Origin of the sequence: Cesiribacter sp. SM1 (genome assembly GCF_020178975.1) — a bacterium.
In the GTDB taxonomy this organism is placed as follows: Bacteria; Bacteroidota; Bacteroidia; order Cytophagales; family Cyclobacteriaceae; genus Cesiribacter.
Window position 1 is genome coordinate 169,485 of sequence record NZ_JAHXBU010000046.1, and the last position, 23,994, is coordinate 193,478.

23 protein-coding genes are annotated in these 23,994 nt (G+C 47.6%); 9 read left to right on the forward strand and 14 right to left on the reverse strand.

Features of this window, described 5'->3' with window-relative positions:
* Window positions 1-35: 35 nt before the first annotated feature.
* The 8 genes from KWJ01_RS10820 to mraZ form a co-directional block, all read right to left on the reverse strand.
* A complete protein-coding gene (locus KWJ01_RS10820; protein ID WP_370634711.1) occupies window positions 36-1,190 on the reverse strand; it encodes an FtsW/RodA/SpoVE family cell cycle protein in 1,155 nt (384 codons plus the stop codon).
* A gap of 11 nt (window positions 1,191-1,201) precedes the next feature.
* Entirely contained in the window at window positions 1,202-2,557 is a 1,356-nt protein-coding gene (murD, locus tag KWJ01_RS10825; RefSeq protein WP_224996457.1) for a UDP-N-acetylmuramoyl-L-alanine--D-glutamate ligase, read from the reverse strand.
* Between the two features lie 5 nt (window positions 2,558-2,562).
* Window positions 2,563-3,798 carry a phospho-N-acetylmuramoyl-pentapeptide-transferase gene (gene mraY / locus KWJ01_RS10830; RefSeq protein ID WP_224996458.1) on the reverse strand — a complete coding sequence of 412 codons (1,236 nt, stop codon included), beginning with the start codon at window positions 3,796-3,798 and terminating at the stop codon, window positions 2,563-2,565.
* Window positions 3,799-3,874: 76 nt separating this feature from the next.
* The gene (locus tag KWJ01_RS10835) at window positions 3,875-5,338 is read right to left on the reverse strand and encodes a UDP-N-acetylmuramoyl-L-alanyl-D-glutamate--2,6-diaminopimelate ligase (RefSeq protein WP_224996459.1); all 1,464 of its coding nucleotides are present in this window, start codon (window positions 5,336-5,338) and stop codon (window positions 3,875-3,877) included.
* The gene (locus tag KWJ01_RS10840) at window positions 5,339-7,426 is read right to left on the reverse strand and encodes a penicillin-binding protein (protein WP_224996460.1); all 2,088 of its coding nucleotides are present in this window, start codon (window positions 7,424-7,426) and stop codon (window positions 5,339-5,341) included.
* Window positions 7,416-7,799 (reverse strand): FtsL-like putative cell division protein, encoded by a 384-nt coding sequence (locus KWJ01_RS10845; protein WP_224996555.1) that lies wholly within the window; start codon window positions 7,797-7,799, stop codon window positions 7,416-7,418. Before KWJ01_RS10845 ends, KWJ01_RS10840 begins: the two co-directional genes overlap by 11 nt.
* Before the next feature lie 17 nt (window positions 7,800-7,816).
* Window positions 7,817-8,722 (reverse strand): 16S rRNA (cytosine(1402)-N(4))-methyltransferase RsmH, encoded by a 906-nt coding sequence (gene rsmH, locus KWJ01_RS10850; protein WP_224996461.1) that lies wholly within the window; start codon window positions 8,720-8,722, stop codon window positions 7,817-7,819.
* A 7-nt stretch (window positions 8,723-8,729) separates the two neighbouring features.
* Window positions 8,730-9,173, reverse strand: a complete 444-nt coding sequence (gene mraZ, locus KWJ01_RS10855) for a division/cell wall cluster transcriptional repressor MraZ (protein WP_224996462.1) — start codon at window positions 9,171-9,173, stop codon at window positions 8,730-8,732.
* Between the two features lie 939 nt (window positions 9,174-10,112).
* Here mraZ and KWJ01_RS10860 point away from each other — a divergent pair.
* Both KWJ01_RS10860 and KWJ01_RS10865 read left to right on the forward strand, forming a co-directional pair.
* Window positions 10,113-11,009 carry a LytTR family DNA-binding domain-containing protein gene (locus tag KWJ01_RS10860; protein WP_224996463.1) on the forward strand — a complete coding sequence of 299 codons (897 nt, stop codon included), beginning with the start codon at window positions 10,113-10,115 and terminating at the stop codon, window positions 11,007-11,009.
* A 117-nt stretch (window positions 11,010-11,126) separates the two neighbouring features.
* Window positions 11,127-11,828 carry a DUF2306 domain-containing protein gene (locus KWJ01_RS10865; RefSeq protein WP_224996464.1) on the forward strand — a complete coding sequence of 234 codons (702 nt, stop codon included), beginning with the start codon at window positions 11,127-11,129 and terminating at the stop codon, window positions 11,826-11,828.
* A gap of 59 nt (window positions 11,829-11,887) precedes the next feature.
* Here the strand turns inward: KWJ01_RS10865 and KWJ01_RS10870 are convergent, their stop codons facing one another.
* Window positions 11,888-12,865: a polyprenyl synthetase family protein gene (locus KWJ01_RS10870; protein ID WP_224996465.1), complete on the reverse strand. Its 978-nt coding sequence runs from the start codon at window positions 12,863-12,865 to the stop codon at window positions 11,888-11,890.
* Between the two features lie 69 nt (window positions 12,866-12,934).
* On the opposite strand from KWJ01_RS10870, the gene KWJ01_RS10875 reads away from it, so the two are divergent.
* The gene (locus KWJ01_RS10875; RefSeq protein ID WP_224996466.1) at window positions 12,935-13,804 is read left to right on the forward strand and encodes a S9 family peptidase; all 870 of its coding nucleotides are present in this window, start codon (window positions 12,935-12,937) and stop codon (window positions 13,802-13,804) included.
* Entirely contained in the window at window positions 13,801-13,986 is a 186-nt protein-coding gene (locus KWJ01_RS10880) for a hypothetical protein (RefSeq protein ID WP_224996467.1), read from the forward strand. The genes KWJ01_RS10875 and KWJ01_RS10880 overlap by 4 nt, the downstream gene beginning before the upstream one ends.
* Window positions 13,987-14,006: 20 nt before the next feature.
* Here the strand turns inward: KWJ01_RS10880 and KWJ01_RS10885 are convergent, their stop codons facing one another.
* A complete protein-coding gene (locus KWJ01_RS10885) occupies window positions 14,007-14,489 on the reverse strand; it encodes a hypothetical protein (RefSeq protein WP_224996468.1) in 483 nt (160 codons plus the stop codon).
* A 109-nt stretch (window positions 14,490-14,598) separates the two neighbouring features.
* Window positions 14,599-15,228, reverse strand: coding sequence for a hypothetical protein (locus KWJ01_RS10890; protein ID WP_224996469.1), 630 nt, complete (start codon window positions 15,226-15,228; stop codon window positions 14,599-14,601).
* 165 nt (window positions 15,229-15,393) lie between these two features.
* On the opposite strand from KWJ01_RS10890, the gene KWJ01_RS10895 reads away from it, so the two are divergent.
* A complete protein-coding gene (locus KWJ01_RS10895; RefSeq protein WP_224996470.1) occupies window positions 15,394-15,861 on the forward strand; it encodes a hypothetical protein in 468 nt (155 codons plus the stop codon).
* 136 nt (window positions 15,862-15,997) lie between these two features.
* On the opposite strand, the gene KWJ01_RS10900 is transcribed toward KWJ01_RS10895, so the two are convergent.
* Window positions 15,998-18,622, reverse strand: coding sequence for a valine--tRNA ligase (locus KWJ01_RS10900; protein WP_224996556.1), 2,625 nt, complete (start codon window positions 18,620-18,622; stop codon window positions 15,998-16,000).
* A gap of 300 nt (window positions 18,623-18,922) precedes the next feature.
* Between KWJ01_RS10900 and fahA the strand changes: the two genes are divergently transcribed.
* The 3 genes from fahA (at window position 18,923) to KWJ01_RS10915 (ending at window position 21,869) form a co-directional block, all read left to right on the forward strand.
* Window positions 18,923-20,197 (forward strand): fumarylacetoacetase, encoded by a 1,275-nt coding sequence (fahA, locus tag KWJ01_RS10905; protein ID WP_224996471.1) that lies wholly within the window; start codon window positions 18,923-18,925, stop codon window positions 20,195-20,197.
* A 224-nt stretch (window positions 20,198-20,421) separates the two neighbouring features.
* Window positions 20,422-20,934 carry a hypothetical protein gene (locus KWJ01_RS10910; RefSeq protein WP_224996472.1) on the forward strand — a complete coding sequence of 171 codons (513 nt, stop codon included), beginning with the start codon at window positions 20,422-20,424 and terminating at the stop codon, window positions 20,932-20,934.
* Window positions 20,935-20,972: 38 nt separating this feature from the next.
* Window positions 20,973-21,869, forward strand: coding sequence for a flavin reductase family protein (locus KWJ01_RS10915; RefSeq protein ID WP_224996473.1), 897 nt, complete (start codon window positions 20,973-20,975; stop codon window positions 21,867-21,869).
* 259 nt (window positions 21,870-22,128) lie between these two features.
* Here the strand turns inward: KWJ01_RS10915 and KWJ01_RS10920 are convergent, their stop codons facing one another.
* On the reverse strand, window positions 22,129-22,587 hold the full coding sequence (locus KWJ01_RS10920) for a hypothetical protein (RefSeq protein ID WP_224996474.1): 459 nt from the start codon (window positions 22,585-22,587) through the stop codon (window positions 22,129-22,131).
* A gap of 278 nt (window positions 22,588-22,865) precedes the next feature.
* Window positions 22,866-23,135, reverse strand: a complete 270-nt coding sequence (locus KWJ01_RS28305; protein WP_224996475.1) for a DUF3667 domain-containing protein — start codon at window positions 23,133-23,135, stop codon at window positions 22,866-22,868.
* Window positions 23,136-23,318: 183 nt separating this feature from the next.
* Here KWJ01_RS28305 and KWJ01_RS10930 point away from each other — a divergent pair, with 183 nt between their 5' ends.
* Window positions 23,319-23,975 carry a phosphoadenylyl-sulfate reductase gene (locus KWJ01_RS10930; RefSeq protein WP_224996476.1) on the forward strand — a complete coding sequence of 219 codons (657 nt, stop codon included), beginning with the start codon at window positions 23,319-23,321 and terminating at the stop codon, window positions 23,973-23,975.
* Window positions 23,976-23,994 lie beyond the last annotated feature (19 nt).

Below are 23,994 nucleotides of genomic sequence, written 5' to 3' on the forward strand. Positions count from 1 at the left end.
CAGTAAAGATAAATCATAATAATTTATCCACATACCTATGCTGTCTTGGCGTAGTTTCCTACATCTTTTGGCGCTGTAGCAATATCTTCCACATCTCCCCTGCTTACACTAAGAATAATACCAAGTGCTAAGCCATTGAATAGCAAAGAAGTACCCCCCATACTGATCATTGGCAGGGGCTGCCCTGTTACCGGCAAAATACCAACGGCAACTCCCATGTTCACAAATGCCTGCAGTACCAGCGCAAAGGCCAATCCTGCAGAAAGCAAGCCCCCGAAGGCCCGCTCACTTTGCGAGACAGCCTTCATACCCCGGTAGAGCAGGGCCAGGTAGAGGAAGATTACCAGGATGCCCCCGAACAAACCATATTCTTCTATGATGATTGCATAGATAAAGTCAGAATACGGGTGCGGCAGCAGGTTACGGCTATCGCTGTTGCCCGGGCCTTTTCCGGCAATACCACCAGTTGCTATGGCTATGTAGGATTGTTCTGTTTGGTATGATATTTCTCCGGGACTTGTATAGCTTTCGATACGGGAGAGCAGGGTACCACCCCGCTGACCGAAGGCAAATGCCAGGCCACCGCCAATCGCACCGATCAGGATCAGCAAAAAGAGGTACTTAACCGGCACGCGACCAATGAACATCAGCAGCAGACAGGTAGCGAACAGCAGGCCCGCAGTAGAGAAGTTGGAGAGCGCAATCAAACCGCAGATCAGGCCAATCCAGAACAACACAGGCGTTAGCAGCTCCTTATCGGTAATGTTCTGCTGCCGTTTGCTAAGCATGGCTGCCAGGTTGGCAATAAGCGCAAGCTTGGCCAAGTCGGAGGGCTGAAAGGTTTTATTGATCAGCGGAATTTCTATCCAGCGGCTGGCTTCGTTCAGGTTGGTACCAAAGAAGAAGGCATACAACAGGAGCGGTACAGAAAGTATCAGCGCAAAACGGGAGAGCCTGCTGTAGTAGCGGTAATCCACCCGGTGCGCCACCCACATGGCACCCAAACTCAGGAACATAAGCAGGGAGTGGTTTATAAGGTACTGCTCTACCTCCACATCACGCTTATAGGCAAGTGTACCGGTGGCACTGTAAACGGCTGCCACGCTTAGCAATGAAAACATGAATACAATGATCCAGATCACGGGATCACCTTTCAGGTTCTGCTGCATCCAAAGTTTAACTGAGTCTATCATCCTGCCTCCTATCTGCTATTCTTTATTTCGTCTACTTTCTTCCGGAACTGATCACCCCTATCTATATAATTCTTAAAAAGATCGAAGCTTGCACAGGCTGGCGCCAGCAACACAACGTCTCCCGGCAAGGCAGCCTCTGCAGCTTTCTGCATGGCTTCCTCCAGGCTGTGGGTGTCATACAAAATAGGCACTATACCATTAAAATACCTCAGGAGTTTTTCATTATCTTTTCCCATACACACCAGGGCCTTTACCTTCTGGCGCACAAGGGCCTGGAGCTGGTCATAATCATTTCCTTTGTCAGTACCACCTGCAATCCACACCACTGGTTTCTGCATGGCATCCAGGGCATACCAGGCCGCATCTACATTGGTTGCCTTTGAATCATTGATCCATTCCACACCCCCTGTCTCGCCCACTTTTTCCAGACGGTGCGGAGCATTTTTAAAGCTTTGCAACGACTGGCTGATAGAGGCTTCAGAAACCCCGGCCCTGTAAGCAGCCAAAACAGCACAGGCGGTATTCAGGTAGTTGTGGCGTCCGCGCAGCACAATATCAGAATGCGGGTAGAGCGTATCCCTTACAGGCCCTTTGATCCTGATCCAGTCAGGATCAAGGTTAGCGGCCGCCTCTTTACCACTAGCAGCCACCGGCAACATCTGCGCTTTGATATCATACTGCCGGAGGGCCTCTGCTATCACTGGATCCTCCGCATTGAAGATAAGAGCGTCATCATCGTGCATGGAGCTGCAGAGCTGCATTTTGGATGCCACATAGTTCTCGAATCTATATTCGTAGCGATCCAGGTGGTCGGGGGTAATATTGAGCAAGATACCCGTATAAGGCCTAAAGCCGGGCATTCCATCGAGCTGAAATGAACTAACCTCCAGCACCAGCCAGTCGTAGCTGTTTCCGGCAGCCAGCAGCGCAGCCAGGCTGTAGCCAACATTACCTGCCAATCCTACCTTTAGCCCGGCTTCTTTCAGCAGGTGATAAGTGAGCAGCGTAGTGGTGGTTTTACCATTGGTACCTGTAATGGCAATTACTTTTGCCGGGGTATAGTCAAGCGCGAAGGATAGCTCGTCTACCACCGGCACCCCTTTTTGGCGCAGCTCGGCTACAATAGGTGCATTATCCGGTATGCCGGGGCTTTTGATCACCTTATCGGCATTCAGAATTTTTTCAAGGGTGTGGCCTCCCTCTTCGAAGGGTATTCCTCTTTCCACCAGTTGCTGGCGATAGGCATCAGCAAGCTGTGTTTTTTCAGACAGAAAGACAGCATAGCCTTTATGAGCAGCAAGCAAAGCAGCACCAGTGCCGCTTTCGCCACCACCCAACACAACAATCTGTTCTTTCCTGTTCATAGTCTTTAGCGAAGTTTAAGCGTAGTTAGGGTAATAATTGCCAGCAGAATACCAACAATCCAGAAGCGGCTCACTATTTTACTTTCGTGGTAATCCATCTTCTGATAGTGGTGGTGCAGGGGCGACATTTTAAAAATACGGCGGCCTTCTCCATACTTCTTTTTGGTGTATTTGAAGTAGCTTACCTGCAGCATTACCGACAGGTTTTCTACCAGGAAAATACCGCACAGAATCGGGATCAGCCATTCTTTACGCAGGGCAAAAGCCAGTACTGCAATAATGCCACCCAGGGAAAGGCTACCTGTATCGCCCATAAATACCTGCGCCGGGTAAGCATTGAACCAGAGGAACCCGATACAGGCTCCCACAAATGCCGCACAGAAAACCACCAGTTCACCCGTGTTTGGCAGGTACATAATATTGAGGTAGTCTGAGAAAATAACGTTGCCCGATACATAGGCAAAGATGGCAAGTGTTAGCCCTATGATGGCCGAGACCCCGGCAGCAAGCCCGTCGATACCATCGGTAATATTGGCCCCATTCGATACGGCCGTAACGATAAAGATCACGATCAGCACGTACACCACCCAGGTATAATCCTGAAATTCTGCTGGCAGTATGTCACTGTAGTCGAATGAATTATTCTTGGCAAAAGGAATGGTAGTGAGCGTGCTCTTGATATCCTTGTATGGCGTTTTGGTTGTGATGGGCTCCGGCTCAGGCTCCTCCTCTACGGCTACCACCAGCGGGTCGCGTACAAATTCCCTGATCACCACATCGTTGTGGAAATAAAGCGTAAGGCCAACGATCAGGCCCAGGCCAATCTGACCCACCACTTTAAACTTACCGGCAAGGCCTTCCTTATTCTTGCGGAACACCTTTATGTAGTCGTCCAGAAAACCAATGAAACCCATCCAGAGGGTAGCAACGATCATCAGGATCACATAAATATTATCCAACTGAGCAAACAGCAGGGAGGGAATTACAATGGCGGCAATTATAATAATACCACCCATGGTTGGTGTACCTTTTTTTTCAATTTGGCCCTGTAAGCCAAGGTTGCGCACAATCTCCCCTATTTGTCTTTTCTGTAAATAGCGGATAATTCGCTTACCGATCAGCAGACTGATGATGAGTGACAGAAAGGCGGCACCGCCCGCCCGGAAGGAAATGTACTGAAAAACCTGGGCTCCGATCAGGTCAAATCTTCTCTCTAGAAAATCGAAAATGTAATACAGCATCTTAGCTGGTTGTTAATGGTTTATGGCTAAACCAAATTAAAAGCTTTATTGGGTTTTTCTAAGAATTATAATTTTACTAAGACCTGACCTCACGTAAGATTTCTGCCAGAACCTGACGATCATCGAAAGGATGCTTTACGCCTGCAATTTCCTGATATGTTTCATGTCCCTTGCCTGCTACCAGAATAATATCGCCGGGCCGGGCCAGCATACAGGCGGTGCGGATAGCCTCTTTCCGGTCCAGGATGCTTAGTACTTTTCTGGTGTTGCTGGCATTTACCCCCTGCTGCATATCGGCAATGATCTGGGCGGGTTCTTCGTTGCGGGGATTATCTGAGGTAAGCACCACCCGATCGCTCAGGTTAGTTGCAATTTCTGCCATCAGCGGGCGCTTTGCCTTATCCCTGTTACCACCACAACCAACCACTGTAATCACCTGCTCGTTACCGGTGCGAAAACCGGCAATGGTTTTTAGTACATTTTCCAGTGCATCCGGTGTGTGAGCGTAATCCACCACGGCAACCACATCAGAACCGGCAGACACCTGTTCAAACCGGCCAGGGGCAGTTGAAATACTACTCAGCTGGGTAAGTACCTCATCAGCTTCTTCGCCCATAAGCATGGCAGCAGCATACACTGAAAGCAGGTTGTAAGCATTGAAATCTCCAATAAGCTTAAACCAGACTACCTTTCCATCCACATCCAGCTCCAGCCCCTGCAGGGTGTTGCTGATAAGCCTTGCCTTGAAATCGGCAGGCTTTTTCAGGGCATAGGTATGCTTAGCAGCTTTGGTATTCTGCAGCATCACCATTCCCCGCTTATCATCTATGTTGGTTAGCGCCCAGGCATCTTTGGGCAGCATATCGAACAAACCTTTCTTGGCTTCTATGTAGGCATCGAAGGTTTGGTGGTAATCGAGGTGATCGTGTGTGATATTGGAAAAAATAGCACCACTTAGTCGCAGTCCGCTTAAGCGATGCTGCACAATGGCATGCGAAGAAGCCTCCATAAAGCAATGGGTACAACCCTCTGCCACCATTTTTGCCAGCAGACGCTGTAACTGCAGGGCATCCGGCGTGGTATGCGTGGCCTGCACTTCGTTCTCATTGATAAAATTGCGAACGGTGGAGAAGAGCCCCGATGAATAGCCCAGCGCCCTGAAAAGCTTGAATAAAAGGGTGGCCGTGGTGGTTTTGCCGTTGGTGCCGGTAACCGCCACAATGGTTAACTTCTCCGAAGGATTATCATAAAAGTTGGCAGCCGCTATACCCAGGGCAGCTGCAGAATTCACCACCTGCACCCAGGTAATACCCTCGGGCAGGGGGCGTGGCAGCGTTTCTGCAATGATGGCAGCTGCGCCTTTTTCAATTGCTTTTTCAATAAAGTCGTGGCCGTCGCTCTGGGTTCCCTTAACGGCTACAAACAGGCTGCCGGGGGCTACCTGCCTGGAGTCGAAGGTGATATCCATGATACTGATATCGGTTGGGCCACTAACAGCCTTTAAATTTATCTTATACAGAATGTTCTGTAGTATTGGCATTTATCCAAGTGTTAACGTAATATAACTTCCTTTCAGGGCCCTGCTGCCCGGCTCCTGCGATTGCCGCAATACCCGGCCATGGCCCGTAAACCGCACCTCCACTCCTTTGTTTTCCAGCAGGAACAGGGCATCGCGCAGGGTCATGCCCCGCACATCAGGTATACGGCCTACCTCTGTAGATCGTGGTTTCCAGTCTATGGCAGCACTATCAATCTGTGCTTTTACCCAGTCTTCGGCAATGGGTGTTTTGTACGCAAGCCCAAACTGCTTACTGATCTCAAACAACTCAGGCATGTAACCCGACTGCACTACCGGGAAGCCAGGCTCCACCATGGGTACCGGATAATAAGGAGGGTGCATCTCCAGGTCGCGGGCATACACCTTATCGGCAATTTCCTTGAACACAGGTGCCGCCACATCACTACCATACTGATTGTAGCCTTTTGGATTATCAATCACCACAATGGCACTGTATTTTGGCCTGTCGGCAGGAAAATAACCCACAAAGGAGGTGTAATACTTTTTAGCGTACCTGCCGTTTTCCAGTGTTTGTGCCGTACCGGTTTTGCCGGCAATGGGGTAATGACTGTTGCGGATGTTATTGGCCGTACCATGTTCCACCACACCCTCCAGCATTTTGCGTACACTCTCCAGCGTTTGTGCGGAGCAGATCTTTTCCTGCATTACCTGTGGCAGAAATTCCTGTTCCAGCTTGTCGGCCCTGCGGATGGAAGACACGAGCATAGGCCGCATCATTTTACCATCGTTGGCCACCGCATTATAGAAGCTAAGGGTTTGCAGGGGTGTAATTTCAAAGCCATAGCCATAAGCCATCCAGGGCAGTGTAATACCACTCCACTTTTGCTGGGGCGGAAACTTAGGCAAACCCTCCCCTTTCAGCTGAAAGCCCAGTGGTTCGGTTAAACCCATTTGCCGGATATAGTCCATGAAACGCTGTGGCTTCAGGCCGAAATGGGCATCCACCAGCTTAGCAACTGCTATGTTCGATGATTTGGCAAAAGCTTCTTCGATGGTAATCTTACCATAGCCTCCCGGCTTATGATCGCGAATCACCTCTTTGTAGAACCGCTGTATGCCATTTCCGGTATCAACTGTATCGGTAAGTTTGATGTTGGTATCTTCGAAGAGGGCAATCATGCTGGCCAGCTTAAAGGTAGAGCCAGGTTCACGCAAACCATGCTGCCCTACCGCCAGGTTATAGCTCTCGGCATAATAACCCGCCGCGTTGCGGCTAAGATTGGCCATAGCTTTGATGTGGCCGGTCTTTACCTCCATTACCACCACACAGCCCCTGTCGGCATTGTGGTACTGCAGGTGGCGCAGCAGCGATGATTCTGCCACGTCCTGCAGGTTTACATCCAGGGTGGTAAAAATATCGAGCCCTTCTACAGGCCTCTTTTCGGTTTCGCCAAACACAGGCTGCCAGCTGCCACCGGCAACACGCCTGAATAGCGCCTCACCATGCTTACCCCTAAGCTGTTCGTTAAAACTATATTCCAGGCCCGCTCCCGATTCTGATTCGTTAATGTAGCCAACCGTACGGTTAGCCAGGGTAGAAAAAGGCTTGAAACGCTTCTCAACCTTTTCGAAAATTACGCCACCCTTATACTTGCCTTCGCGGAAAAGGGGCCACTTTTCCATCTTCTTTTTATCCTGATAGCCAATTTGCAGGCGGTTTACGATCAGGTACTGGCGCTTGCTGCGGCGGGCATCGTTAATGCGGCGCTTGTACTCTTCCTTGCTGCGGTCGCCAAAAAAGCGCGACAGCATGAGGGCCAGCGAATCAATGCTTTGCTTGTAGAGCTCTTCTTTGGCAATGGTAGGGTCCATGCACACCCGGTAAAAGGGCAAAGAAGTAGCCAGCAGGCTTCCGTTATCAGAGTAAATATTACCCCGGGTAGCCTTAATGGTACGATACTGCAGGCTGGTTGCCGCCGCCACTTTGCGCCACTTGCTCCCCTGCAGCATTTGCAGGTCAAAAATGCGGTAGATGATTGCTGCCCCGAATATAAAGACAAAGAGGAAGGCAATGCGTACCCGCAGGAGCATGGATTGCTTAATCTTCATCGTCTTTCAGTATAAGTTTGATTGGTGGTTGCTGACTTTCTATAAGACCCATAGGCTGCACCTTACGGGCAACTTCAGACTGTTTACTGGAGAACATATAGTCGGCCTTAAGGGTGGTGTAGTCGGCCCTAAGGTCTTCTACTTCACTCTCCAGCTTCTGAATTTTGCGCTGCATGCGCTCGGCATAGTGATTATTGCCAATGTAGGTAAGCAGGATCAGCATCAGAAAAATACCAAAAGGGAAATAACGCACCGGCACACCCTCATCAAAAAGGCGCTGCATCCGGAACATTGCTTCCACACGCGCAAACAGGTTCTTACGATCCTTCTGCTTTTGTTTCTTTTTAGCTTTCGGTTTGTTTGCCACTAACATCAACATACCCCACCTCCTTATATTTTTTCTGCCACACGCAAACGCGCACTTCTTGCCCTGTTATTTCTTGCTATTTCCTCTGCCCCGGGCTCTATTGGCTTACGGGTTACCGGCTCCAGGGGCCGCTGCATATTTCCGTAAAAATCCTTTTCTGCCTCACCCGAGAATTTCCCCTTTGCCATAAAATGTTTTACCAGCCGGTCTTCCAGCGAATGGTAACTCATGACCACCAGTCTGCCACCCGACCTAAGCACCTCTGCTGTTTGCTCAAGCATCTCCTCCAGCGCCTGCAGCTCATCATTCACCACAATGCGCAGCGCCTGGAACACCTGGGCCTGGTATTTGAATTCCTTGCCCTTGGGGGCGTAGCGGTTCAGCACTTCCTTTAAGTCATTTACCGTGCGTATGGGCGCATTGATCCGCTTTGCCACAATTGCCGCTGCGAGCGACTTCGCATTCTTCACTTCGCCGTACATACCCAGTATTTTATGCAGCTCACGCTCCGGGTATGTATTTACTATTTCACTGGCTGTCAGGCTACTAGCCCTATCCATCCGCATGTCCAGATCAGCCTCGAAGCGGGTAGAAAAACCACGCTCCGGCTCATCGAGCTGATGAGAAGATACTCCCAGGTCGGCCAGGATGCCATCTACCGCTGTTACGCCAAAAAGCTTCAAGTATCGCTTTAGGTGCCTGAAGTTGGTTTCTATAAACCTGAAGCGGGGATCTGTGATAGCAGTAGCCTGCTGTCGGGCATCATCGTCCTGATCGAAAGCAAACAGACGCCCTCCTTCTCCTAGTTGCTGAAGAATTGCTTTGCTATGGCCACCGCCACCAAAAGTAAGATCTACGTAGGTTCCGTTTGGCTGCAGCTGCAATCCCTCCAGCGTTTCCTGAAGCATTACCGGCTCGTGGTAGGACATTGGCAACTTATTCTGAAAGATATTTTTCCGCTAATTTACTAAACTCGTCCCTGTCCTGAATCAGGTAATCCTCATACTTTTCCGGATTCCATAATTCAAAGCGGTTTCCCATCCCCACCACAATTACATCTTTGTCCAGTTCGGCATACTTCATCATGGTTTTAGGAATAAGCAAGCGGCCACTGCCATCCAGCTCAACCTGCACATTACCCCTGAAAAAATTACGCTGAAGTGTTCTGTACTCCTCATTGAACTCATTGAGAGATGCAATCTTGGAAAAAATCTTTTTGTACTCGGTATAGGGATACACCACCAGACATGGCTCAAACCCACGGCGCAGCACAAGCTCATCCGTAGCCGAACTTGGCAGTGCGGATTTGATGCGGGCGGGCAGCATCATTCTGCCTTTCGCATCGAGCTTACATTCATATTCAGAAGTGAAATATGCCATGGGTCTTCTGCAAATCTAGAAATTAAAATGACATCTTTATCCACATTTTACCACTTTCTCCCACCTTTACCACACACCCAAACAAGCTATCACACTTATATACGTTTAATTCAATTAAAATGCCTAAATAAAGAAATAAAAAAGCCTTATCATTAATAATATCCTATTTATTTATATTGAACTCAATTTTTATTTATAGCAGAAACAGCTCAAATTCAGTATGTTAAGACAGCATACACCCTCTAACAGCACATAAACCAAAAGTAGGTATCTTGTTGATTTTCAAAAGTTTAACCAGATACACTTTGACTTATCCACACAAGATTTGTGCACAAGTCTTTCGAGAAGCAGAATGTTTAACATATGTAGCATTTTAGGTCAACAATATTATATATCTGTAAGCGTGTCTTCTTAGCATTTAAGAGCCATACATGAATATTCAGGTGTTTTCTTACTTAACATAATGGTAACAAACAGGCCTTATGGGGCACCAAAAACACCTTTTCAAACTCTCCCACTTCCTCCCACCAGCCCCACTTTTGCCCTTATTTCCAAAACATCCTCTTCCCCTGCATTACTTCTCCATGGTTTTGAAAATGTGAAGCTTTATAATAGTTAAGCCTCTATGGCACATTCCCGAATTTCAAGCTTAAACTACCTTTGAAATTGGGAATGCAACACCTTTGCCGATGGCTTTATCAAACAAGCTTACACCACTGATAATGAGACCAATAACACCAACAGAGTAATCAAGAGATGAAATACTGAACCACAGCTTTACTGATACCTTCAGCTATCGCTGTGCTTTTAAGAGAATTGAAGTATTTTTAAATTTAATGTTTGACAGGTGCCATGCTGAAGTATCGGCAATCCAGACAAGCCTGCTGTACTAGATAAGTTAAGCCCCTGATGATCTTATTTGCATAAACTGAGCCCACCATGCTAAGCCTTTGGAACAAGCCCTGCCCGGTACAGCTAAACCCAAAAAGCATAATTGGACATGCGCTGCTTGTAGGCGCATTCGTTGCCCTTTTTCTCTTCTTTTTTCAGCCTTTTGGCATACATGAGATCGCTGCAGAAAGCCGGTTTATCATTCTTGCAGGTTATGGTTTGATCACAACCGCCGTTATGCTCCTGTTCGGGATCAGCCTCCACTTATATATGAAGCAGGATCCGGGACGGGAAGCCAGGTGGACTGTTTCAAATCAAATAGCTTATGTGCTGGCACAGATCAGTACCATAGCTGCTGCTAATTTCTTTTATAGCGCCGCCATAGCACTAATCCCCTATTCTTTGGAAAGCCTGATCTTTTACATAGGTGTAACTTTTGCAATTGGTCTGTTTCCAACAGTTACCCTTACCCTCTATGGTTATGCCCATGCCCTAAAAAAACACCTGGCCGTTGCAGCCGCAACCAACCGGCAACTTGAGCACAGAGCTACTCCCACTGATCTAAACACTGCAGGCAGGGAGATCATCCACTTATCCGGTGAAAACAAAGACGAGGCTATTCAACTCAATTTACAGGACCTGCTTTACATTGCTGCTGCCGGCAACTATACCGAGATTCACCAGTGTAATGGCAATGAGATCAAAAAAAGCCTGCTGCGCAGCAGCCTAAGCAGACTGGAAGATCAATTGGGTGAAATACCACTTATTGCCCGATGCCATCGCTCCTACCTGGTAAACCTGGAGCAGGTAATACGTGTATCCGGAAATGCGCAAGGCTACCAGCTACACCTCAAAGGCAGCCATCAACGGGTACCCGTTGGCAGGTCATTTGCCAAAAAAATCCTTGAACAAATCAGCCAGAAAGGCTTTGCTGTTTATCCCTGATACCTTGTCATTTATCCCAAAGCTTGTTTTTCAGCCCTGCTGCTTCCCCCCGAACCCAATTTTCTGCAGCCTTCAAAAAGGATTATTATGCTTGCAGCATCACAAAACAAAAACACGATGCTGTACACTTTTATACTTGTGCTTCACATTGCAGCCGGCTTTACGGCGCTTTTAAGCGGAGGCTTTTCATTTACTGCTCCCAAGGGCAAAAAGTTCCACAACACAGCAGGCAAAATTTACACCCTCGCTATGATTGGTGTTGGCAGCACTGCCATTGTCATGTGCCTGATGAAATACAATCCCTTTCTTTTTACGATAGGTATATTCTCTACCTACATGACGCTTACCGGCTACAGGAGCCTTCAGTACCACAAAGCAGAAAATAAGCCGGTGCTGATCCCTGATTGGATATTACTGATATCAGCCCTCATACTGGCAGCCGCTTTTACAAGCTATCTGATCATGCAGGAGGGCCTACATTTACAGGGGCTGCAGCCGGTACTGCTGGTGTTTATGGGCATTCTACTCTCGATGCTGCTGGGAGATGCAAGGATGTTAAGAAGCTTTGACAAGCAAAAGAAAGCCGACCTGCTCAGGCGGCACATCAGCAGAATGGGCGGTGCCTATATCAGCACTGTAACGGCCTTTTTGGTTACTAACATACATACAGAGCCCGTTTACATAGCCTGGCTGTTACCTACCGCCATAGGCACACCTTTTATAGCTTACTTTATCAGAAAGTTCACCTACAAAAGGAAAACAAACCGCCAGACCACAAAAGCCAGGGCAAACCAAAACACCCTGAATGAGAAAAGCTAAACTTTAGAGAATAAATCACCAGCAGGTTTAGGGTAAGCTGGCAGCTCCATACCCAACACCTATTTATTTCGCTCAATGGTATAGGTTACCAGTTGCTGGAGCGATGTTTTGTAGGTTGAATCCGGCAGAGCTGTAAGCAGCTGCATAGCTTCCTCTATGTAGCGGTGCATCACCTCTTCGGCATACTGAATGCCTCCGGATTTTTTTACAAACTCGATTACCTCCCTAACCTTTCTAGGTCTGTGGCTCTGGTTTTTTACTTTGTAAATAACTGTACGCCTGTCGAGCCAGCTTGAATTATTGAGCGCGTAAATGAGCGGGAGCGTCATTTTACGTTCTTTGATATCGATGCCTACAGGTTTGCCAATTTCTTCTTCGCCGTAGTCGAACAAATCATCTTTAATCTGAAAAGCCATGCCTACTTTTTCACCAAACAAACGCATGCGCTCAATCACATCTGCTCCTACTCCTACCGAAGCAGCCCCGGCGGCGCAGCAGGAGGCAATAAGGCTGGCAGTTTTCTTACCAATGATGTCGTAGTACACCTCTTCGGTTATGTCCATCAGGCGGGCCTTTTCTATCTGCAGCAGCTCTCCCTCGCTCATTTCGCGCACTGCAGTAGATACTATTTTGAGCAGGTCAAAATCACCATTATCTACACTAAGAAGCAGGCCCCGGCTTAAGAGGTAATCACCTACCAGTACCGCTATTTTGTTTTTCCAGAGTGCATTCACAGAGAAAAAACCACGCCGGTGGCTGGCATCATCTACCACATCATCGTGCACCAGGGTGGCTGTGTGCAGTAATTCGATCAAGGATGCACCCCGGTAGGTAGCTTCCTCTATTTTTCCACCTGCAGTACCTGCGCTAAGAAACACGAACATAGGACGCATTTGCTTGCCCTTGCGCTTTACAATGTAGCGCATGATTTTATCGAGCAAAAGCACCCTTGTGCGCATGGAGGCACGGAACTTTTGCTCAAAAGCCTGCATTTCTGCCGCGATGGGCGTTTGTATTTGGTCTAGGGAGATGGACATTTTTAACGGATACAAGTATACAATCCCTTTTTTTGCAAACCAAAACCCTCTTTTCTTATTTTGCCTAATATGGATAGACTAACATACACCGGGAACCAGATTCTATATTCCCAACACAATAACAGACCTTTTATTTATGATGCCCGCTACAAGCAGGATGGCGTACCAAAACCGGTAGTTGTGTTTGTGCATGGCTTTAAAGGTTTTAAAGACTGGGGCACTTTTGATCTGGTGGCTGATACCTTCGCAGACCGGGGATTTATTTTTGTAAAGGTAAACCTTTCTCATAACGGCACCACCCCGGAAAAACCAACTGAATTCGCAGACCTTGAGGCATTTGGTCATAACAACTTCACCATTGAGCTCGATGACTTAACTGTGCTGGTAAATCACCTGGAGAATGGCGAAAGCAGTATACCTGCCATGGAACTTGATTTAGGGAACCTTGCACTTATTGGCCATAGCCGCGGTGGCGGACTGGTACTGCTGAAAGCCGCTGAAGAACCACGTGTAAAAGCGGTGGTAAGCTGGGCTGCCATTAATAACCTGGAGGAACGCTGGCCCCAGAGTTTTCTGGATGACTGGAAAAAGAAAGGTGTTGTACATATTTCCAACACACGTACCGGGCAGGAAATGCCCCTGTACTACCAGCTGGTTGATAACTTCTGGAAGAACAAAGACCGGCTCGACATACCTGCCGCAGTAAAAAACATGCCGCAACCCCTACTGGTAATCCATGGCACTGCCGATGAAACCCTCCCTGTGCAGATGGCACACGATATTGCCAGCTGGAAAGAGGACGCAGAACTATTGATCATTCCCGACAGTAATCATACCTTTGGTGGTGCACATCCGTGGGAAAAGAATGATTTACCGAACGATACTGTTCAGGTAGTAGAAGCAAGCATTGCTTTTCTGGAGAAACATCTGAAAAAATGATCACCACCATCGTATTAGCATCCCTGGCCGCCGGACATGGCATGTCTGCAGCCTACCTCCTGCGCCATTTAAAGCTAAAGCCAAGGCCAAAGCTGCGCCACTGGCAGGCTGCAAGTATTATTTTTCCGGCTGGGGTAATTGCAGCGCTATGGCTTGTCGGTAAGCAGCAACAGGAAAACTGAAGCCTTGCCACCTGCGCTAATCAGTCTTGTTTATTACTCATGGCCCTGGACACTAATGCAGTTGTTGCACCAAAAACAACATGCGCTAAAACCAGGTGAGCATAGTACTTACCTTTATCCAGCCTGGGAGGCTTCTCTCTCAGGCTGATGGTGGCTTCCCATACGGCCACACCGGATAAGCCTGCCAGCACCCCGTAAGCAGCCCCTTTTATTACCGTTGGCAGCTTAATTGCTGGTTTCCAGAGGTACTCATAACCTGCAGCATAACCAACCCCTGCCAGGTAATGGAGAATGTAGCCAGAGGTTTTATCAGCCCACTTATAGCTTCTGGTGAGCTTTACCAGGGGCTGTTCATGCACCAGGAAGCTCAACAATTCTGGTTCCCTGAACTGCTCCTTCATGGCTTTGGATAAAGCATAGCTGAAAGCCGTCATGGCAGTAGTTCCTGCAAGCGCCCCTGCAATTGTATTGGCCGCCTTGCTTTCATTAGCAAGTATATTCATAGTATGTTTGAAAAAAAATAATGATACAGCTGCCCTAAGAAAGGGTATTAATTGCTGTTATTGTACGGCAACAGCTTATAGAAGATGTGCGATATCTACTCTCTGTAGTTTATTCTTCCAGCTCAATTTTATGCACGAGGTAATCTGTTAGCTTTCGCCATTGTATTTCCTGGAAAAGGATCCAGCCACCTACTGCTATTACTGTATTCACAATCTCACGCCCCCCGGCCTCTTTCCCCCGGTTGTTAACACCTTCTTCCATACCGATTTCACAGGCAGAAATGGCATTATCTTTTCGCTCCACCCGAAAGGTACTGGTAGCCTCATCTGCAAAAAAATGCTCTACTTCCCGCACTTCCTTTCCTTGTTCCCGCGGGTCATGGCTTGGACTTACCGTAAATTCAGCCCAATCGGCTTCTTCTTTTACATCAATCACCTCTACCCAGGTTTCGGGGCTGGGCCCTGGCAGATCAATAAAAATAAAATCTCCTACCTGTGGGATAGCAGTTTCTTTTACTGCACCATGTGCATCATACAGCTTGAAACCAGAGGAAATGCCAGGCAGCTTAGACCAGTCGTTTACGTGAAACAATTTCTCCTTTGACCGAAGAAACTCCTTAACGGCCTCATCTATGCTTGAGAAATGATTGGTGCTTGAGAAAAGTTTATCTTTGGTCTCATCGCCCTTGATCACTTTAACCTCTGTTTTTATCTTATTTACAAAATCTCCAATGCCCATATATTCTGTTGTCTTAAGTCTACTCTTTATACCGCTAAACCCTATTGGCAGTTCTGCTTTTGATAATATATTTAATACTGATTGGAACAGGCAAAAAAGTGACTGCCGGCTTTGCTTGTGCAGCTTAAACAAAACTTATATATTGTTCTACTCACTCCTGCAATCATGAGCAAATACCACTTCCAAACCGATAAAGTAGGCTTTTCTGATGAAGGGCTTCATCTTCTGCGCAATCGATTTAATTTTAAGACGATCTCTTACAAGAAAATACACAGTATTGAAATTATGCAGGGCTGGGAGATGAATAACTGGCTGGTACTCCTGCTTTTCGGGCTTTTACTGGTCATATTTGCATTTTCGGCAGCCCTTTCGCTTTACCTAAATTACATTGACCCCAACGTACATATTATCTATACCGAACAAATTCTCATGATTCTGCTGCCACTGATGATGGGACTCTTTACGATTTATTCTGCACTGCAGCGTGGTGAAGTACTCTGGGTATCGTATGGCACCCAAAAATTAAAATTTCCCCTGAAGGCACTGCATAAAAGTGGCAAACGGCAGGAGTTTTTACAGTTTCTCCGAACGCATGTGGAGCTGAAGAATAAAATATCTTTGAAAAGCCACTGATCAAAAACAAAACAACCTCACCGGCTGAATCAGACTAACATACTTCGCATAAAAAAACCAGCCCCTGTTAGCAGAGACTGGTTTAATATTTTGGCAAATTAGAGAAAATCTACTCTTCCAACAGGCTGACCACCGCTTAGCCAAGCGCCGCAAGGCTTTCCTCCAGGGCCTTGATCTTGGCCTCGGCGTCTGCTTTCTTTTTGCGTTCGCTTTCTACAACCTCTGGCTTGGCGTTGCTTACAAAGCGCTCGTTGCTAAGCTTTTTATCTACCGAAGCCAGGAATCCACGGGTGTACTCCAGCTCTTTCAGTACATTTTCACGCTCAGCAGCAGCATCGATGTTACCCTCCAGCGGTACCGACAGCTCATCAGCACCCACAACCATGCTCACGGCCCCATCAGGCTTATCGCCAAACTGCAGGTCGCTTAGGTTTGCCAGCTTGCGCAGCACAGCCTCCCAGTTTTTATAGAGCTGCGGCCGCTCAGTACGCACCACCAGCTTAAGCTCCTCCTTAGGCGACATCCCTTTGCTGTTCCGCAGGTTCCGCACATTCTGTACGGCATCGAAAGCAACGGCTGCTTCATCAAGCAGCTGCTTCTCAAAGGTTTCGGTCTGTGGCCAGCGGGTAATGCAAAGGCTTTCGCCCTCCTGCCGCTCACGCAGCTGCTGCCATATTTCTTCTGTAATGAATGGCATAAAGGGATGCAGCACCTTCAGCACATCTTCCATAAAGCTTACTGTTGCTTCATAGGTTGCACTATCGATAGCTTCGCCGAAAGGTGGTTTTACCATCTCCAGGTACCAGCTGCAGAAATCATCCCAGGCCAGCTTGTAAACAGTATGGAGTGAATCACTGATGCGGAAGTTCTTAAAGTTATCCTCCAGTTCCTGCAGGGTTTGGGCAAAGCGGTTGCGGAACCATTCAATGGCAACTTTATTGGTGCTGCCATCTTTAGTGTTATCAACTTCCCATCCTTTAATGAGGCGGAAAGCGTTCCAGATCTTGTTGTTGAAGTTACGGCCCTGCTCGCACAGCTTTTCATCGAACAGCAGGTCGTTGCCGGCTGGCGAGCTAAAGAGCATACCTGTACGCACACCGTCTGCACCATACTTCACCATCAGCTCCAGCGGATCTGGACTGTTGCCCAGCGATTTGCTCATCTTGCGGCCCTGCTTATCGCGCACAATACCGGTAAGGTATACATTTTTGAAAGGCTTCTCCCCCTCGTACTCATAACCGGCAATAATCATGCGGGCTACCCAGAAAAAGAGAATCTCTGGTGCCGTTACCAGGTCGTTGGTAGGGTAATAGTACTTCAGGTCTTTGCTTTCGGGATCTAAAATCCCATCGAAAACAGACATTGGCCACAGCCATGAACTAAACCAGGTGTCGAGCACATCCGGGTCCTGCTCCAGCGCATCCATCTGCAGGCTGGCATTGCCGGTTTTCTGGCGGGCCAGCTCCAGCGCTTCCTCTGCCGATTCGGCCACCACAAAATCTCTGCTACCATTAATATAGTAGGCTGGTATTTGCTGGCCCCACCACAGCTGCCGGCTGATACACCAGTCGCGCACATTCTCCATCCAGCTACGATACATATTCTTGAACTTGGCCGGATGTAGCTGTACATTATCGTTCAACACATTCTCCAGCGCAGGAATGGTGATGGTATCCATTTTCAGGAACCACTGCAGCGATATCTTTGGCTCAATAACGGCATTGGTACGCTCGCTATGGCCAACGTTGCTCTTGTAATCTTCAGTTTTTAGCAGGTACTCCTTTTCCTCCAGCTCTTTGGCTATTTTCTTGCGCACCACAAAGCGATCCTGGCCTACATACAGCTGTGCTTTCTGGTTGAGCGTACCATCGTCGTTCAGGATGTCCAGCACCTCCAGGTTGTGCTTCAGGCCCAGCTCATAATCGTTCGGATCGTGGGCAGGGGTTACTTTAAGGGCACCAGTTCCAAACTCCCTATCAACATAAGTATCTGTAATGATGGGAATTGGCCTGTCGATCAAAGGTATGAGCGCCTTTTTGCCATGCAGATGTTTATAGCGCTCATCCTCGGGATGCACACAGATGGCCGTATCACCCAGAATGGTTTCAGGGCGTACCGTTGCAATGGTAATCCACTCTTCGGTACCTTCAATCTTATAGCGAATGTGGTAAAGCTTTGCAGGGGTTTCTTTGTAAACAACCTCATCATCCGAGAGCGCTGTTTTTCCCTGCGGATCCCAGTTAACCATGCGAATGCCCCGGTAGATGTATCCCTTCTGATAAAGGTCTACAAAAACCTTTATTACCTGGGCACTCATTTTGGGCTCCATGGTAAAGCGGGTGCGCTCCCAGTCGCAGGAGGCCCCCAGCTTTTTAAGCTGCTCCAGGATAATGCCCCCGTATTTTTCCTTCCACTCCCAGGCATGCGCCAGGAACTCTTCGCGGCTAAGGCTGCTTTTTTCAACTCCACGCTCTTTTAGCAGGGCCACAACTTTGGCTTCGGTGGCAATAGATGCATGGTCGGTACCAGGCACCCAGCAGGCATTTTTACCCTCCATCCGGGCCTTGCGGGTCAGTACGTCCTGAATGGTGTTATTCATCATGTGGCCCATGTGCAACACACCCGTTACATTCGGCGGCGGAATTACAATGGTGTAAGGCTCCCGCTCATCGGGCTCCGAGTGAAAAAATTTATGCTTGAGCCAATAGGCATACCATTTATCTTCTACCTCGGCAGGGTTGTATTTGGCACTGATGGACATGCTGTTGATAAAATTATTTTCCTGATAAAAAGTTATTTTCCCCGGACTGCCTGAGCATGCCGGGATTGATGCTACATTATACACAACCTGCACTCCCTCCAGCGCCATGATTCCCTTATAAAACAAAAAGGGAATACGCTGGTAACCTAGTAGGGCAGGCTGTGATACAAAGTGCAAAATTAATCAAAAAAGCCTAACCTGCTGTGCAATCGCAACAAGCTTTTAGCGCCTGCTTTTTGCAGGTAGGTATTTTACAGATTATAATTAAATTTGATTTTATTCAACCAGACTATATTTTTTATGTACAACCCAAATGATGCGCACCTGAAAAGCTGGGTAAAAGTTCCGGCCGACTCCGACTTTCCAATACAGAATCTGCCTTTTGGTATTTTCAGTGATGGAAAAAAAAGCCCCCGCGCAGGTGTAGCCATTGGCGAATACGTACTGGACCTCCATCAGCTGCAGAAGGGCGGCTATTTCGATGAGCTTAAGCTGCCGGATAAAATATTTAAACAGCCCTCGCTCAACGCCTTCTTTGCCCTGGGACGTAAAAAAGTTGGCAAGTTACGCAAGGAAGTCAGCAAGATGCTGAACGAGGCAGCCGAAAACAGAACCATCAAATACATCAGCAAAAAGTGCCTTATTCCCGTTGATGTGGCAGAAATGCTGATGCCAGTTGCCGTAGCAAATTATACCGACTTTTACAGCTCTGAAGACCATGCCCGAAATGTTGGCAGCATGTTCCGCGACCCGGATAATGCCCTGCTTCCAAACTGGAAGCACCTGCCGGTGGGTTATCATGGCCGCGCCTCTTCTATTGTGGTAAGTGGCACACCCCTGCATCGCCCCATGGGCCAGAGCAAAGCACCCGATGCCGATAAGCCCAGCTTTGGCCCCAGCCAAAGGCTTGACTTTGAGCTTGAGATGGCTTTCATTACCTGCAGAAATACCCTGCTCGGTGAACGTATCTCTACCAAAGAGGCCGAAAATGATATTATTGGACTGGTGCTTTTCAATGACTGGAGTGCACGCGATCTCCAGACCTGGGAATATGTGCCCCTGGGGCCATTCCTGGCTAAAAACTTCGGAAGCAGCATTAGCCCATGGGTTGTTACCCTTGATGCCCTGAAACCTTTTAAAACTGAGGGCCCCAAACAGGAGCCTGAACCGCTCGATTACCTGAAGTACGAAGGCAGGCACCACTACGACATTCAGCTGGAGGTTTCTATTGCCGCAGCAGGCATGGATGAAAAAGTAGTTTGCCAGAGTAATTATAAATACCTGTACTGGAATATGGTTCAGCAGCTGGCTCATCACACAATCAATGGCTGCAACATATGTGTTGGCGATATGTATGCCAGCGGAACCATTAGTGGGCCGGAGAAGGAAAGCTGGGGATCTATGCTGGAGCTTGCCTGGAAGGGCACAAAACCAATAGAAATGCCAGATGGCAGCACCCGCACCTTTATAGAAGATGGCGATATTGTACGCATGCGTGCCAGGGCAGAAAAAGGCGGAGTACGGATAGGCTTTGGCGAGGTGGTAACTGAGATACTACCCCCTGTTGCTATTTAATACCCCTTACAGCCTGCCCTGCAGACCTGATCCAAACATAAATACTAGCTGCTGTAATGGATATACAGGATTGAATAGCGCTAAATACTGCAGCCCCATGCCTGGTTACCATTTGAGACTTTAGCACCTGCAAGACTGATTAGGATACCCGGCAAATTGCAGCAAGCCCTGTGATAAAGCCAGAGCAGCAACCAGAGTAAATTTTAAGACCTGACCTTCTAAAAATGCAATTCAACGCTACTGTAAAAGCATTCTTACTGACTGTTGTTTTATCTGTAAGCGGGGTGGCAGCGGCGGCTCAGCACTACCAGCTTACGGTGAGTGCTATTACCAACTGCAGTACCCTGGCATGCATTACTGAAATACAGCAGAAGAACAAAGATCTTAAAACCTTATCGCCATATAAAAGAGAAATAGGTGCTGGTATAGACCGGCTGCTGCTGGATTTTAGCCTGCCGCATGGCGGAAAGCAGGAAGAGGGAGATAAAGCACTGAACAGCCCCAAGCACTTCCGTCTCTCCCTGCTTGTTGAAAAGGATAGTATTTTATATGGCCAGCTGGAGCAGCTTTCTGATGATCAGCAACTGGAAACCACCTACCTGTTCCGAAACCAGGCAGATAAAATAGAGCACTTTGTAGATCGATTCAACAGGCAGCACAAGACCCTTTATACCTACCAGGACCTGGTTAAAACAGTTACCAGCCGAACTCCCTTCCTGTGGATGTGGCTTAAATAATTCACTCTCGCCGCAAGAGCATAAAATCATGAATCCCAATGAGTCTGAAAACTATATCTGTTGATCCAAAAGCTGTGAGCACGGCAGCATTCCATGGACACATGCTTAGCGCAGTTGTGCCCAGGCCTATTGCATTCGCCAGTACAGTAGATAAGGAGGGAAATGTTAATCTTAGCCCATTCAGCTTTTTCAACTGCTTTGGTTCCAATCCGCCCATCCTTATATTTTCGCCCTCACGCCGGGTGCGTGATAATACAACCAAACATACTTTAGAGAATGTGCTGGAAGTACCAGAGGTGGTTATTAACATTGTTAGCTATAATATAGCTGAGCAAATGTCGCTGGCCAGTACCGAATACGGCAGGGGCATCAATGAATTTATAAAAAGCGGCCTAACACCTCATGATAGTGAGAGAGTTAAACCACCACGTGTTGCAGAAGCCCCAGCCGCTTTTGAATGTATTGTAAAACAGGTTATTCCACTGGGCGAGGAAGGCGGAGCTGGCAACCTGGTCGTTTGTGAAGTGCTGCTCATGCACATCCACGAACAGGTGCTGAACGAAGAGGGTAAGATCGATCCGCACAAGCTGGATGCAGTAGCGCGCATGGGCTCAGACTATTATTGCCGCGCCAGCGGATCAGCCGTATTTGAAATTGCCAAACCCCTGCGTCACCTGGGTATTGGGGTTGATCAGCTCCCGGAGCCAATCAGGAACAGCAGTATTTTAACAGGTAACGATTTAGGCAAACTGGGTAATACAGAAAAGCTGCCAGATAGTGATTCCGTTAAAGATTTCGCAGAGCAGGAAGGCCTGGCAACGCAGTGGTCAGGCCTAAGTGAAAGGGAGCGTAAACAGCAACAGCACCTGCTTGCCCAAAAGTACCTGCAGCGAGGCCTTGTGGCGGAGGCCTGGAAAGTACTGTTATCGGACTAGCCTCTACAGAAAGCATAAAAAAAAGGCGCTATTGACCAGCGCCTTTTTTGTTCGTTTAATTCTTCTATTATCCTGTATGTATTATGTAGCAGTAAAAGACATGAAGGATATATCAGGAGAATAAAACTTGATAGTTTTTGTTTGTGGCTGCAGGCTTACACCCTTACTGAACAGCTTGCATCTGCTCAATGTTATTGAAGCAAACGTAACAGCATTTCTCTTCAGCAGGTATTGATTGTGTAAGCACGCCCCTCAGCAACTACCTACCTCTGGTAGTTGTAGCGGTTTGTACTGGCAGAGCCATAGTACCAATCTCATCATCCTGACCACCGATTGGCTTGTGTTTGCCCATGGTACCAATTTCGTCGTCCTGACCACCAATAGGCTTATGCTTACCCATGGTACCAATCTCATCATCCTGACCACCGATTGGTTTGTGCTTACCCATAGTGCCTATTTCATCATCCTGGCCGCCTATAGGCTTATGTTTGCCCATGGTACCAATCTCATCATCCTGGCCGCCAATAGGCTTGTGCTTGCCCATGGTGCCGATTTCGTCGTCCTGACCACCGATTGGCTTGTGCTTCTCAGCAGAAGAATCAACAAGTTGAGAACTTGCCTGTACCTGCATTTCCTCCATAGGGTCGGCGCAGCCTACAAGAACTAACATAAGGCCAGCACAAGCCAGCAAACTCTTTGGTTTGTAAAGGTTTTTCATTAGGTGAACTTGATAATATTACGAGAGTAAGATAACATTTAATATTACCAAAGATAAAAACAAACTCCAACGTTTTTAGCTAATAAATGTTTTCTAAACGGTTAAGTTTTCTTAAAAAAAGTGTTTAAACATTACTCATTGACATTTTTAACTGTTTGTACTATAGCAAGGGATTAAACCCAAAAGCCAGCTTTCAGTATAAACACTAATAAAAAAACCTTTTTAAGTAGCCATAAAATTACCTGTACGAAAAGTAACCCTCTGACTAGTGGAAGCAGCTAACAGCTGCTGTAATAAAAAAGCTTATTTCCAATAAAACTAATGATAAAATAGTATCTAAGGGGGCGTAGGTAGCTTACTCTGTTACCGCCAAGATAGGCGTGCGCCACCTCGCCGGGCATCAGTGTTAAGCCCAGAAAAGTGCGGCCAAACTGGTTATCAAATCCAAGCCACCTGGAGCTGATTTCATCACTATGACTTCGCCTGGTAATTTTACTTACCCCCTTTATGTTACCCGCAGTAGAGCAGTACTTACCCTCTACAGGCACGCCTCAGTTGATACAGGGCTACAGTGCACTTCTTGTATTGCTGTAAGGTTGTGTACTTCTTTAACATCTACCAGGGCTATATTCATAGGGTATAAAGCTGACTGATTTCTACAATGCTGGCATGCCGGACATAAGCTGATTTTAAAATAGAATTGTAACTTGCATTTACAACCTGTTGCTCTCGTGGAAATTAACCAGATCAAAGAAAGAATTGAACAGTATAAAGCAGAAGGCAAAAAGCTTTTTACGACTTCTTCTTTTCAGACACACAGCCTGGTGCTGCTGCACATACTTAGCCAGATAGACAATACCATCCCTGTTTACCTGATCAATACAGGCTACCATTTTCCTGAAACCATTGCCTTTGCAGAGCAGGTTTGCAAGCAGTTTAAGCTACCGCTGGTAGACCTGAAAAGCGAAACACCTAAATCGATGCAACGCGATACCGAGGGGCGCCTGCTCTTTACTTCAGATCCTGACTATTGCTGTTTTATGAATAAAACCCAGCCTCTGGATGTGGTACTGCGGGTGCATGATGTCTGGATCAATGGCATTCGGGCAGACCAGAGCAAAACCAGGAGTGCAATGCTGGTAGAGCAGCCGGCTCCCCACGGTACTATCAGGTTCCACCCCATGCTGAATTGGAGTAAACAGCAAATCTGGCGCTACATTAAAGAACATAATCTGCCCCGCCATACCCTAGATGCAAAAGGCTATGTTAGTATTGGATGTGAGCCCTGCACCAGAAAGCCTGACCCCGGCATGCAGGAAAGAGAAGCCCGCTGGTATGGCCTCAAAAAAACAGAATGTGGCCTGCATACAGACCTTGTAAGCCGGTAGCAGCCCTGGCTGCGTAAAC